At 65.6% G+C, this 13,016-nt stretch carries 13 protein-coding genes; 6 read left to right on the forward strand and 7 right to left on the reverse strand.

From position 1 onward, the window contains the following. Positions 1-1,033 (reverse strand): salicylate synthase (locus A5709_RS16600; protein ID WP_068008081.1); only part of this gene is annotated, 1,033 nt, incomplete at its 3' end. 433 nt (positions 1,034-1,466) lie between these two features. Between A5709_RS16600 and A5709_RS16605 the strand changes: the two genes are divergently transcribed. From A5709_RS16605 to A5709_RS16615, 3 genes are all read left to right on the forward strand, one after another. Then, entirely contained in the window at positions 1,467-1,679 is a 213-nt protein-coding gene (locus A5709_RS16605) for a hypothetical protein (RefSeq protein WP_067203288.1), read from the forward strand. Between the two features lie 289 nt (positions 1,680-1,968). Beyond that, on the forward strand, positions 1,969-3,204 hold the full coding sequence (locus A5709_RS16610; protein ID WP_068120843.1) for a sodium-dependent bicarbonate transport family permease: 1,236 nt from the start codon (positions 1,969-1,971) through the stop codon (positions 3,202-3,204). 225 nt (positions 3,205-3,429) lie between these two features. Next, entirely contained in the window at positions 3,430-4,647 is a 1,218-nt protein-coding gene (locus A5709_RS16615) for a sodium-dependent bicarbonate transport family permease (protein ID WP_068120844.1), read from the forward strand. A gap of 3 nt (positions 4,648-4,650) precedes the next feature. On the opposite strand, the gene hemW is transcribed toward A5709_RS16615, so the two are convergent. Continuing rightward, positions 4,651-5,823 (reverse strand): radical SAM family heme chaperone HemW, encoded by a 1,173-nt coding sequence (gene hemW / locus A5709_RS16620; RefSeq protein WP_068120847.1) that lies wholly within the window; start codon positions 5,821-5,823, stop codon positions 4,651-4,653. A 203-nt stretch (positions 5,824-6,026) separates the two neighbouring features. On the opposite strand from hemW, the gene A5709_RS29280 reads away from it, so the two are divergent. The 3 genes from A5709_RS29280 (at position 6,027) to A5709_RS16630 (ending at position 8,599) form a co-directional block, all read left to right on the forward strand. Further along, positions 6,027-6,083: an Ms4527A family Cys-rich leader peptide gene (locus tag A5709_RS29280; protein ID WP_368072687.1), complete on the forward strand. Its 57-nt coding sequence runs from the start codon at positions 6,027-6,029 to the stop codon at positions 6,081-6,083. Positions 6,084-6,191: 108 nt separating this feature from the next. Beyond that, positions 6,192-7,859 carry a nitrite/sulfite reductase gene (locus tag A5709_RS16625; RefSeq protein ID WP_068120849.1) on the forward strand — a complete coding sequence of 556 codons (1,668 nt, stop codon included), beginning with the start codon at positions 6,192-6,194 and terminating at the stop codon, positions 7,857-7,859. Continuing rightward, positions 7,856-8,599 carry a phosphoadenylyl-sulfate reductase gene (locus A5709_RS16630; RefSeq protein WP_068120851.1) on the forward strand — a complete coding sequence of 248 codons (744 nt, stop codon included), beginning with the start codon at positions 7,856-7,858 and terminating at the stop codon, positions 8,597-8,599. The genes A5709_RS16625 and A5709_RS16630 overlap by 4 nt, the downstream gene beginning before the upstream one ends. Positions 8,600-8,611: 12 nt before the next feature. Here the strand turns inward: A5709_RS16630 and A5709_RS16635 are convergent, their stop codons facing one another. The 5 genes from A5709_RS16635 to A5709_RS16655 all read right to left on the reverse strand — a co-directional run bounded on the left by A5709_RS16635 (position 8,612) and on the right by A5709_RS16655 (position 12,972). Then, positions 8,612-9,706, reverse strand: coding sequence for a sulfate/molybdate ABC transporter ATP-binding protein (locus tag A5709_RS16635; RefSeq protein ID WP_068120852.1), 1,095 nt, complete (start codon positions 9,704-9,706; stop codon positions 8,612-8,614). A 20-nt stretch (positions 9,707-9,726) separates the two neighbouring features. After that, entirely contained in the window at positions 9,727-10,539 is an 813-nt protein-coding gene (cysW, locus tag A5709_RS16640) for a sulfate ABC transporter permease subunit CysW (protein ID WP_067942898.1), read from the reverse strand. Beyond that, complete coding sequence (gene cysT / locus A5709_RS16645; protein WP_068120854.1) at positions 10,536-11,417, reverse strand: sulfate ABC transporter permease subunit CysT; 882 nt, start codon at positions 11,415-11,417, stop codon at positions 10,536-10,538. Before cysT ends, cysW begins: the two co-directional genes overlap by 4 nt. Beyond that, the gene (locus A5709_RS16650; RefSeq protein ID WP_067942902.1) at positions 11,414-12,445 is read right to left on the reverse strand and encodes a sulfate ABC transporter substrate-binding protein; all 1,032 of its coding nucleotides are present in this window, start codon (positions 12,443-12,445) and stop codon (positions 11,414-11,416) included. Before A5709_RS16650 ends, cysT begins: the two co-directional genes overlap by 4 nt. 332 nt (positions 12,446-12,777) lie before the next feature. Then, positions 12,778-12,972, reverse strand: coding sequence for a hypothetical protein (locus tag A5709_RS16655; RefSeq protein ID WP_067942940.1), 195 nt, complete (start codon positions 12,970-12,972; stop codon positions 12,778-12,780). Positions 12,973-13,016 lie beyond the last annotated feature (44 nt).

Here is a 13,016-nt window from a genome sequence, read left to right on the forward strand (position 1 = left end):
GACCTAGCCGCCCGCTGACCGTGGAGCCAAGGTGCTGCACGCTGCCACGTTCCCGGACCGTCATGAAGTCGGTGACCACCGCACTGCCGGGTTCGGCGATCTCGGCCATCTCCTGCAACGAGCTTCGCACCGAAATCGCATGCTCGACAATCTCTTTGGAGTTCGATTCCAGGTCGTCGCGGGCCTGTTGGTCGCGGGCCAGACCACGACCCAGCGCCCGCGTACCCGCCAGCGGCTCGGTCACCACGATGCCGTCGTCATGGACAGCCGCGACAAGTTCGGGGCTGTAGCCGACGGCGCGAATTCCCCCCAGCCGCAACAAGAACGATCGCACCGGGGTGTTGTGTCGACGACCCAGCCGGTAGGTGGACGGAAAATCCAGCCGGAAAGGTACCTCTAGACAACGAGACAGGATCACCTTGTGGTAGCGGCCCGCCACAATCTCACCGACGGCCGACGCCACCCGATCGCGGTACCCAGACGGGTCAGCGATGACGTCGACGGCGCGGGCCTGCCGCGCCTCGGGCACGCCGTCGCCCAGCAATCCGAGGACCGCGTCACGATGCGCCGCGGTCGCGCCCCACAGCTGGACCGACTCCCGGTTCACCACGATGCGAGTGCGGGGCCAGAACACGCGGGCCAGCGGGGTTCTTGGCGCCAGCCGCTGCTGCAAACCGTAGCGGTAGACGCCGAACTCGAAGGCGATCCAGCCGAAGAGTTGGTCGGTTTCGAGCAACAGCCTGTCGACGGCCTCGCCCAGCACCGACCCGGGCCGCCCCGACCACCGCTGCCGCTGAACCACGCCGTCGCGGATGACGCGCACCTCGTCGCTGTCCAGCTCGACCATCGCGCGCACACCGCTGGCCAGCACCCATTGACCGCCGCGCTCGTAGAGCAGATATTCCTCGCCGACTTGTTCGGGGAGCAACGCGGCCAGCTCGGCGGCCAGGTCGGCCGGGTCGACGTGCGCGGGAAGGGGGATCGGCGATGACGTGGAGCCGGCGGAACTCGTCTGAACGCTGACCTCGGTCACGGTTAGTAAATGTAGCCTAACCTATCTAGCCGCGCGCAACCGCTCCCCGCGCTCCCCGGCAAATCCGGCCGGCCCGCTAAATCTCGCTGCGAGTCGAAGCACCAGCCACCCCGATGGCGGCGCCGCGCTCAACACCGTGGCTGTCGGGCCGGTCGCCGTTCCCGCAGGTAAAGAGGCGGGGCAGAGCAGGAGTCGCCGGCGCCGCGCACCCACCGGTGCACCTCGACACCCCCAAGACACCCCGAACGTTTCCCCACTGTTTACGTTGTGACGCCACATCGACCGGCCACGGTGACGTGACTTCTCTTAAGATCGAGTCGATCCGTGCAAACCGGCTAGCCCGGGATTCAGTTAGGCGCGGGCGAGCTTCATCGCAGTAGGTAAAGGAGTGGCGCGTGAACTCCTATCTGGACGACTATTCGCGAGCGACACCATGTTCGTGATCCGGCTTGCGAACGGCGAAGAGGTCCAGGGCGGCGAGAGTGACGAACTCGAAATCAACCAGGAGACCGGCGTGCTCACCGTTTCGCGCGTCGACGGTTTCGAGAAAATCACCACCCATTACTCACCAATGGCATGGCTGTCGGTGACACACCGCCAGAAGGGCGTCGGGGTCCGGCCGTCGGTTATTTCGTCGGCGCGTTGATTCTGTGCCGAGCCCACAGCAAATACACAGCACTTTCCCATCAAATTCACGCCTGCAAAACCGACGGCGCGCGCTCGGTACCTGGCCAGCGATAGGCTCCTGAGCAGCGGTTTCTCCGCACACCGGTTCGTCCACAGCCCTGCGACACGCTCGTACTAGATGCTTTGCATTCGAGTGGCGGTTTGACACCCGCGGGGATAGGTTTTGCTCGGTCGTCGGGATGTTCGTGGTGGCTCCGCTTGCGGACGGTGCTTTCCCTGATCACCGCACTCATCGAGGGAGGCATCGAATGCTGCAAGAGTTCTGGCAGAACTTCACCCATAATCTGTTCAAGCCGCTCCTGCTGTTCTTCTACTTCGGATTCCTGATCCCGATCCTGAAGGTGCGCTTCGAATTTCCCTATGTGATCTACCAGGGCCTGACCATGTACCTGCTGCTGGCCATCGGCTGGCACGGCGGTGAAGAGCTCGCCAAGATCAGCGCCGGCAGCGTCGGTGGGATCGTGGGCTTCATGGTGTTGGGCTTCCTGCTCAACTTCGTGATCGGCGGCATCGCCTACCTGCTGCTGAATTGGCTGACCTCCCTTCGAAGAATCGACCGGGCGACGGTCGCGGGGTATTACGGATCGGACTCGGCGGGGACGTTCGCCACCTGCGTGGCCGTCCTGACGGCCATCGGCATGGCGTTCAACGCCTACATGCCGGTCATGTTGGCGGTGATGGAGATTCCGGGCTGTCTGGTGGCGCTGTACTTCGTGGCGCGACTTCGCCACCGCGGCATGGACGAGGCGGGCAACATGATCGACGAGCCGGGCTACGTCGCGCCGGTCAGGGTCGGCGTCGGGCCCGGTACGGCGGCCCAGCCCCCGCACGGCCAAAGCCTCGAGGCCGAGCTCGAGCGCGGGATCGAGCAGGAGCTCGAGTTCTCCCTGGAAAAGCTCGACCACCCGGACTGGGAGCCCGACCAGAGCCCGCCCCGCAGGGGCAGCAAGCGGGTGCCGATCTTCTCTCGCGAGCTCTTTCAGGAGGTTTTCCTCAACCCCGGGCTCGTCCTGCTGATGGGAGGCATCATCATCGGCCTGGTCAGCGGGCTGCAGGGGCAGAAGGTGGTCGCCGACGACGACAAGTTCTTCGTCATGGCGTTCCAGGGCGTGCTCTGTTTGTTCCTGCTCGAGATGGGCATGACCGCCTCCCGGAAGTTGAAGGATTTGCGAACGGCCGGTCCCGGTTTCATCCTCTTCGGACTGCTGGCGCCGAACCTCTTTGCGCCGCTTGGCATCCTGGTCGCCCACATCTACTCCTCGCTCACCCACGTCGATTTCAAGCCCGGAACCTACGTGCTTTTCGCGGTGCTCTGCGGTGCGGCGTCCTATATCGCCGTCCCGGCGGTCCAGCGGCTGGCGATACCCGAGGCCAGCCCCACCCTGCCGTTGGCCGCATCGCTCGGTTTGACGTTCTCCTACAACGTGACGATCGGGATCCCGCTTTACATCGAGCTCAATCGGCTGATCGGCCACTGGTTCTAGCTACGCTCGGCCGGCCGGCCCTGGCACCGGCGAATAGCGGTGAGCGACAGTTCCTTTGACCGGCCGGACCAGACCTGAGTCGCCGCCCGAATCGGTTGGTTGTTAATTGTTCGTAAAGACGGGTTGGTCGGCTCGCCGAAGCGCGTGGGTTTCCACTAAGTTCGTGGGCGCCGCGAGTCGCGTGCTGCCGGCCGCTGCGCCGGACTGCGTCGCCAGGAGGCGTCCATGCTCTACGAGTTGTGGCAGAACTTCATCCACAATCTCTTCAAGCCACTCTTGCTGTTCTTCTATTTCGGGTTCCTCATCCCGATTCTGAAGGTGCGGTTCGAGTTTCCATACGTGATCTACCAGGGCCTGACCATGTACCTGCTGGTGGCCATCGGCTGGCAGGGTGGCGAAGAGCTCGCCAAAGTCAAACCGGCCGATATCGACAACATCGCGGGGTTCGTAGCGCTGGGCTTCGCGCTGAATTTCGTGATCGGTGCACTCACCTACTTCTTGCTGCGCTATCTCACCCGGCTGCGGCGGGTCGATAGGGCGACGGTTGCGGGCTACTACGGATCGGACTCGGCCGGCACGTTCGCCACCTGCGTGGCCGTACTGACCAGCGTCGGGATCGCCTTCGACGCCTACATGCCGGTCCTGCTGGCGTTCATGGAGATTCCCGGGTGCCTGGTGGCGCTGTACCTGGTGGCCCGACTGCGGCACCGGGGGATGGACGACTCCGGTTACCTGCCGGACGAACACGGTTACACGGCTCCCGTCAGGGTCGGGCCGGGCGCGGCCGCCCAAGCAGAAGGCGTCGGCGACCGACTCGAGCGCGGGATAGAGCAAGAGCTGGAGTTCTCGCTGGAAAAGCGCGAACATCCCGAGTGGGACGGGGATCCCCCGCAGCGCAGCAGAGCACCGCTGTTCTCTCGCGCGATTTTGCAGGAAGTGTTCCTCAACCCCGGACTCATCCTGCTCGTCGGCGGCATCGCCATCGGTTTCATCGGTGCGCTGCAGGGCCAGAAGGTCGTGCACGACCAGAACGAGCTGTTCGTCGCGGCGTTTCAGGGTGTGCTCTGCCTGTTCCTGCTCGAGATGGGCATGACGGCGTCCCGCAAGTTACGGGATCTCAAGCTGGCCGGCAGCGGGTTCATCGTCTTCGGCTTGTTGGCGCCCAATGTCTTTGCGACGCTCGGCATTCTGAGCGCCTACTGCTACGCGAACCTCACCGATACACACTTTCAGCCCGGTACCTATGTGCTGTTCGCCGTGCTGTGCGGCTCGGCGTCCTACATCACGCTGCCCGCGGTGCAGCGGCTGGGTATCCCCGAGGCGAGCCCAACCTTGCCGCTGGCCGCCGCACTGGGCCTGACATTCTCCTACACCGTCACCATCGGGATTCCGCTGTACATCGAAATCAATCACGCAGTCGCGCATTGGTTCCCAAGCAGCTGAGCTCTACCCGAGGACGGCGCGCACCACGGCATCGGCCAGCAGCCGACCGCGCGGCGTGAGGACGAACCGATCGACGTCGGAGACCAGCAACCCGTCGGCGACCGCGCCTTCGGCGCGCTCGAGTTCGGCGGGGCTCAGCACATCACGCGGAAGACCCTGCCGCAGCCGGGTTTTCAACAGCACGTCTTCGGTGTGCAGGGCGTCGCCGTCCAGCCGCTCGAATCCTCCCACCGGCAGCCTGGGAACGGCCAGCATCTCCGCATAGGCGTTGGGGTGCTTGACATTCCACCACCGCGTGGCACCGACGTAGCCATGGGCTCCGGGCCCCGCACCCCACCACTGGCCACCGTCCCAATAGCCGAGGTTGTGTCGGCATTCGCCGCCGGGCCGCGACCAGTTGGACACTTCGTACCAGGCCATTCCGGCCTCGGACAACCGGGCATCGACCAGCTCGTAGCGGTGCGCGAGCACGTCGTCGTCCGGAGCCGCCAGCTCGCCACGCCGCACACGCCGGGCCAGCGCGGTGCCCGCCTCGACCACCAGCGCGTACGCCGACACGTGGTCGACGCCGGTCTCGATCGCCGTGTCGACCGAACGCAGCAGGTCGTCGTCGGACTCCCCCGGCGTCCCATAGATCAGATCCAGGCTGACGTGCTCGAAGCCCGCCTCCAATGCTTCGCGCGCGGCGGCGGCCGATCGGTTGGGGGTGTGAATGCGGTCGAGGACTCCCAGCACCCTGGGTGACACCGACTGCATGCCGAGCGACACCCGCGTGTAGCCGGCCGCGCGGATGGCGTCGAAGAAGTCCGGCCAGGCCGACTCTGGGTTGGCCTCCGTGGTGACCTCGGCGTCCGGCGCCAGCGCGAAATGCTCACGCACCATGTCCAACACCGCCGCCACGCGCGCGCCGCCCAGCAGTGACGGCGTACCTCCCCCGACGAACACCGTGTTCACGGTCGGTTCGGAAAGCCGCTCGGCAGCCAGCTTCAACTCGGTCCGCAGCGCAGCCAACCAGGCGTCGGGGTTCACACCACCCAACTCGGCGGGCGTGTAGGTGTTGAAATCGCAGTAGCCGCAACGCGTTATGCAGAACGGGACGTGGATGTACACCCCGAACGGCCGCCCGGGAGCGGGCTGCAGTTCGGGCAGCTCGACCGTTTCCTCGCGAAGTGCCATGCCAAATGATCCCACGGTGGGCGGTACCCGGCCGCGGCGCCGATCCGCGCTCGGCATTTTCCTGGGTTTTCTCACCGGGGCGGCCAGCTTAATCCGAATTGCGCTCACCGTGAGCGGATATTTGACCTGGTGGCACGGCCCCCCAATGGGCATGGCACAATGGACGCGTGACCGTCGCTCAGCCCAGCCTTCGCATTGCGCTCGTGGCGCGGCGGCACATTGATCTCAAGCGTGTTTGCAGCTGTTGCTGTCTCCCTTGATGTCGTAGACCCGCCCACCTGTACGTCCAGCTGGCATCGGATCTGCGCCGCCGATACCACCGGTGAGCTGCGCCTCTATGCCTGCGATGTCGAGAAGGAGTCCTCCGAATGACCACAGCCCGACAGGCAAAACCTCGTAACGAGGGCCAGTGGGCGCTGGGAGACCGGGAACCACTCAATCCCAACGAAGAGATGAAGCGCGCCGGCGCCCCCCTCGAGGTGCGCGAACGCATCGAGAACGTCTACGCCCAGTCCGGGTTCGACAGCATCGACAAGAGCGACCTGCGCGGGCGCTTCCGCTGGTGGGGCCTCTATACCCAGCGCGAACAGGGTTACGACGGCACCTTCACCGGCGACGAGAACGCCGATCTGCTCGAAGCCAAGTACTTCATGATGCGGGTGCGCTGCGACGGCGGCGCGCTCTCGGCCGCCGCGCTGCGCACGGTCGGCCAGATCTCGACCGAGTTCGGCCGCGACACCGCGGACATCTCCGATCGCCAGAACGTGCAGATGCACTGGATCGAGGTCGAAAACGTCCCCGAAATCTGGCGGCGACTCGCCGCCGTCGGGCTGCAGACCGCCGAGGCGTGCGGCGACTGCCCGCGCGTCATCCTGGGTTCGCCGCTGGCCGGCGAATCGCTCGATGAGGTGATCGACCCGACCTGGGCGATCGACGAGATCGTGCGCCGCTACATCGGCCAGCCGGATTTCGCCGACCTGCCGCGCAAGTACAAGACGGCGATCTCGGGCCTGCAGGACGTCGCGCACGAGATTAACGACATCGCCTTCATCGGTGTCAACCATCCCGAGCACGGGCCCGGGCTGGACCTGTGGGTCGGCGGCGGCCTGTCGACCAACCCGATGCTGGCCCAGCGGGTCGGCGCCTGGGTGCCGCTGGACGAGGTGCCCGAGGTGTGGGAGGCCGTGACGTCGATCTTCCGCGATTACGGCTACCGGCGCCTGCGGTCCAAGGCCCGGCTGAAGTTCTTGATCAAGGACTGGGGCATAGCCAAGTTCCGTGAAGTTCTCGAAACCGAGTACCTCAAGCGGCCGCTGATCGACGGCCCGGCCCCCGAGCCGCTCAAGCATCCGATCGACCACATCGGGGTGCAGCGGCTCAAGAACGGGCTCAACGCCGTCGGGGCGGCCCCGATCGCCGGACGGGTCTCGGGGACCATCCTGTCGGCCGTGGCCGACCTGATGGACCGGGCCGGCTCGGACCGGATCCGGTTCACTCCGTACCAGAAGCTGGTCATCCTCGACGTAGCCGACGACAAGCTCGACGATGTGCTCGCGGGCCTGGAGGCGCTCGGGTTGCAAACCAAACCGTCCCAGTGGCGCCGCAATCTAATGGCCTGCACGGGGATCGAATACTGCAAGTTGTCGTTCGCCGAAACCCGGGGCAAGGCCCAGGCCTTGGTGCCCGAGCTGGAACGCCGGCTCGAGGACCTCAACTCCGTGCTCGACGTACCGGTCACCGTCAACGTCAACGGTTGTCCGAACTCGTGCGCGCGGATTCAGGTGGCCGACATCGGCTTCAAGGGTCAGATGGTCGATGACGGCCATGGGGGCTCCGTCGAGGGATTTCAGGTGCACCTGGGCGGCAGCCTCGGGCTGGACAGCGGATTCGGGCGAAAGCTGCGTCAGCACAAGGTCACCAGTGACGAGTTGGGCGACTATATCGACCGGGTGGTACGCAACTTCATCAAAAACCGCAGTGCGGGAGAACGGTTCGCGCAGTGGGCTATTCGGGCAGATGAGGACGATTTGAGATGAGTGAACGGGCAACGAAACGGACCGAAGCCGAACTGCGGGAGCTGGCGGCGCGCGGCGCCGCGGAGCTCGAGGGCGCCAGCGCGAGGGAGGTGTTGCTGTGGACCGATAAGCATTTCGGCGGCGTCAACGGGCCCCGCGGCTGGGCCACCTGCAACTACGTGTTGACCTCCAGCATGCAGGAGGCCGTGCTGATCGATCTGGCTTCCAAGGTTCGGCCGGGTGTCCCGGTGGTTTTCCTGGACACCGGCTACCACTTCGCCGAAACCATCGGAACGCGGGACGCGGTCGAGTCGGTCTACGACATCCACGTTCTCAACATCACCCCCGAGCAGACGGTGGCCGAGCAGGACCAGCTGATGGGAAAGAACCTCTTCGGGCGCGACCCGGGCGAGTGCTGCCGGTTGCGCAAGGTCGTGCCGCTGCGCCGGGCCCTGAGCGGATACTCCGCCTGGGTGACCGGGTTACGCCGGAGCGAAGCGAAGACCCGCGCCAACGCCCCGGTGATCGGCTTCGACGAGGGCTTCAAGCTGGTGAAGATCAACCCCTTGGCGACGTGGACCGACGAGGACATGCAGAGCTACATCGACGAGCACGGCGTACTGGTCAATCCGCTTGTCTACGACGGCTATCCGTCGATCGGCTGCGCTCCGTGCACGGCCAAGCCGCTCGCTGGCGCCGACCCGCGCAGCGGGCGCTGGCAGGGGCTGTCGAAGACCGAGTGCGGGCTGCACGCCTCGTAACGGAGCCGGGCTTTACGCCGACGTCAGCGTGGCTTGATCTTCGCCGGCGCCGGCGGGGCGGCCGTCGCCGTTGTCCGTCGTGTTGACGGCAAGCGACGGAATTCGGGTGGCCCGCACGTAGACGGTGTCCCCCTCGCGTAGGGCCAGGGCCTCGGCGTCGCCGCGGGTGATCTGGGCGGTGAACGCGCCACCGGTGGCGGCGCTGGTCAACTCCACCCGCACCTCGAAGCCGAGCACGACCACGCGGTCGACGGTGGCGCGCACCACCCCGATCGACTCTGCGGTGCCATCGCCGCCCGCGATGGCCATTTCGGGGTTGCGGCCCACCCGGATATCGTGCGGGCGAACCAGATTGCCGTTCAGGGTGGATACCGCCCCGAGGAACGACATCACGAAGGCGCTCGCCGGTGCGTCGTACACCTCGGTCGGCGATCCCACCTGTTCGATACGACCGTGGTTCAGCACGGCGATGCGGTCGGCGACGTCCAGCGCCTCCGCCTGGTCGTGGGTGACCAGGACAGTGGTGACGTGCACCTCGTCATGGAGGCGCCGCAACCACGCGCGCAGGTCCTCGCGCACCTTGGCGTCCAGCGCGCCGAACGGCTCGTCGAGCAGCAGCACCTGCGGGTCGACCGCCAGCGCCCGTGCGAGTGCCATCCGCTGTCGTTGGCCGCCGGAGAGCTGATTGGGATAGCGGTTCTGAAACCCGGTCAGCCCCACCACTTCCAACAGATTGTCGACCTTGGCCTTGATCTCCGCCTTGGGGCGCTTGCGAATCTTCAAGCCATAGGCGACATTGTCGCGAACGGTCAGGTGCTTGAACGCGGCGTAGTGCTGGAATACGAATCCGATGCCCCGCCGCTGCGGCGGCACCCGCGTGACGTCGTGCCCGTTGATGGTGATCGTCCCGCTGTCGGGCTGATCGAGCCCGGCGATGGCCCGCAACAGGGTCGACTTGCCGGAACCGCTGGGGCCCAGCAGTGCCGTCAGCGAGCCGGAGGGCACCACGAAGTCCACGTTGTCCAGGGCCACGAAGTCGCCGTAGCGCTTGTTGGCATTGCGCACGACGATGGCTTGGTCGGCGGACCGGCTGGCGTTTTCTGTCATATTCGAATCCCCATGTCAGGCTACCTGGCCGCTCTCGCCCGGCGGATGTCCAAAATCACTTGGAAGATCAGCACCAACACCGCGACGCCCATCAACAACGTCGACAGCGCGTAGGCGCCGTACTCGGCACCGCGGTTGTACCGATCCGAGACCAGCAAGGTCAGGGTCTGCGACTTCCCCGGGAGGTTCGACGACACGATGATGACCGCGCCGTATTCGCCCAGGGTGCGGGCGACGGTCAGCACGATGCCGTAGGTCAGACCCCACCGGATCGAAGGCAGCGTGATCCGCCAAAAGGTCTGCCACCAGCCCGATCCCAGGGTCGCCGCCGCCTCCTCCTGGTCGGTCCCCAGTTCGTGCAGGACCGGTTCCACCTCGCGCACGACGAACGGCAGGGTGACGAAGATGCTGGCAAGGACGATGCCGGGCAAACCGAAGATGATCTTGAACCCGAGGTCCTTTTCGACGAAGCCGAATGCGCCGGCCGAGCCCCACAACAGGATCAGCGCAACGCCGACGATGACCGGCGACACGGCGAAAGGCAGATCGATGACCGCCTGCAGCACACCCTTGCCACGAAACCTATTGCGGGCGAGCACCAAAGCGGTGGGAATGCCGAAAACCACGTTCAGCGGCACCACTATGGCGACCACCAGCAAGGTCAGGTTCAGCGCCGAGATCGCCGCGGGAGTGCTCACCCAGTCGAAGAACTGGCCGAAGCCCGGCCGAAACGTCCGCCACAGGATCAGGGCAACCGGAACGACCAGCAAGACGAAAAGGTATGCAAGCCCGACGAAGCGGATCAGGTATCGAACCCTGGGCGATGACGTCACGCCGCCAACTCCTGACGCTTGGCGGCGCGGCCGCCCACGATCCGCAGAATGAACAGCACCACAAACGAAATCGACAGCAAGACGATGGATATCGCGGCGGCACCGGTGCGGTCGTCGTTCTCGATGAGGGTGCGTATCCACTGCGACGACACTTCGGTCTTGCCCGGAACCGCGCCACCGATCAGGACCACCGACCCGAACTCGCCGATCGCTCGTGAGAAGGCGAGGCCCGCGCCGGACAGCAGGGAGGGCGTCAACGACGGCAGCACGACCGAGGTGAAAACCTTTGCGCCGCTTGCACCCAACGACGCGGCCGCCTCTTCGGTCTCGCGATCGATTTCCAGCAGCACCGGCTGCACGGCGCGCACCACGAACGGCAACGTGACGAAGGCCAGCGCCACGGCCACGCCCCACGCCGTGTGCTGCAGGTGCAAGCCCACCGGGCTGTTGTTGCCGTAAAGCGCCAGCATCACCAGGCTGGCGACGATGGTGGGCAGCGCGAACGGCAGGTCGATGATCGCGTCGACGAGCCGCTTGCCGACGAAGTCGTCCCGCACCAGCATCCAGGCGATGACCAGGCCGAACACCAAATTCACCAAGGTGACCCCGGCGGAGATGGTCAGGGTCACCCGGAACGACTCCAACGCGGCGTTCGACGTCACCGCCAACCAGAAGGCGTGCCAGCCACCGCCGGCGGCCTGCCAGGCGATGGCCGCCAGCGGCAACAGCACGATCACCGAAAGCCACAGCGTTGCCACTCCCACCCGCAGCGACGTGGTACCCGACCAGCGAGAACGCCCGGGATTCGCTTGGCGGTGCCCGGCGTCACCGGCCGGGTGACCGAGCTCGGGCGGGCCGGGCGTGATCGCGGTTGTCATCCGGTGGCCTGCGTGTAGATCTTGGTGATGCTGCCGGTGGTCTTGTCGAACAGCTGCGGGTCCACCGCGCTCCACCCACCGAGGTCGGCAATCGTCCACAGTTTCGTCGGCGCCGGAAACTGATCACGGAATTCGGCGGCAATGGCCGGGTCGACCGGCCGAAAGCCGGCCTGCCCCCACACCTTCTGCGCCGTGGCCGTGTACTGAAAGTTCTTGAAGGCGACCGCGGCGTCCAGGTGCGGGCTGGTGGTTACCACCGCAACCGGATTGTCGATTTTGAAAGTCTGCGGCGGGTTGATGTGCTCAACCGGTTTGCCTGCACGCTCGGTGGCGATCGCCTCGTTCTCGTAACTGATCAACACATCCCCGCTGCCCTGAACGAAAACATCGGTGGCCTCCCTCCCCGAACCGGGCCGCAACTTGACGTGTTCGTGCACCAGCTTGCTGATGAAGTCGACGCCGGCCTGGGTGTTGCCGCCGCCTTCGCTCTTGACGGCGTACGGTGCGAGCAAATTCCACTTGGCCGACCCCGAGCTCAGCGGGCTGGGCGTGATGACCTCCACTCCCGGGCGCAGCAGGTCGTCCCAGTCTTTGATGTTTTTCGGGTTGCCTTTACGCACCACCAGGGTCACCACCGATCCGAACGGAATTCCCTTGGTGGCGTCGGTATTCCAGTCTTTGGACACCTTGCCGGCCTTCACCAATCGCGTAATGTCCGGTTCGACCGAGAAGTTCACCACGTCGGCCGGCTTGCCGTCGACTACTCCGCGCGACTGGTCGCCCGAGGCGCCGTAGGAGGTGATCACCTGAATGCCCTTGCCCTCCTCGGCGGCATTGAAGGCGGGGATGACCTTGCTCCAGCCGGGTTCTGGGACCGAATAGGCCACCAGCGTGATGCTGGTGCGCGCGTTGGTTGGGCCGCCCCCGCCCACGACGTCACTGGCCCCGCCACTACATCCCGAGATGACTGCGACGATGAGGGCGAGGGCACTCACCGGCCGCCAGCGCGAAACGATGTCGTGGAGCATTCGGGCCTTCCGGTACGGGGACTTGGGTGATAGCGGTCCCGTTGCTGCGGAAAGGCGCCTAAACGACTGGGAGGCCTGACGAACCCCATACCAGACCGCACACGGGATTGGCGGTCAGCGACAACAGTGCACGAAGACATGGCGTTCCACGACACCGGATGTCACGTGCATGGCGGGAAGCCTAACAGGAATCGGCAGGCCCGCCACCGCTCGCGTCGCCATGCCGGCGCGCGGCGCGAAGTCGCACACTCAATGCGTTAGCCACCACGCGACGATCACCAGCACCACGAGCGAGACCAGAATCAACGTCACGTGTGACCGGGGCATGGGCGTTACCCTGGCGCCGCACCGGCGTGGCGGGCGCGGCGCATCAGGGTGATGCTTTTGCCGAGCAGGCCGTCGAGCAGTCCCGCCGTCACCGCGGCCACTACCAGCACAACCGGCATCACCACCATGGCCTGGAGTACGAAAGCGAGCCCGGAAAGCCACAGCTCGTTGCCGTCCCACCAATTCAGGAATGCGGTCACGAAGCTCACCCTATTCGGCCCTGCAGCCGAAAACCAACGTGCGC

It is taken from the genome of Mycobacterium sp. E1386 (assembly GCF_001672745.1).
In the GTDB taxonomy this organism is placed as follows: Bacteria; Actinomycetota; Actinomycetes; order Mycobacteriales; family Mycobacteriaceae; genus Mycobacterium.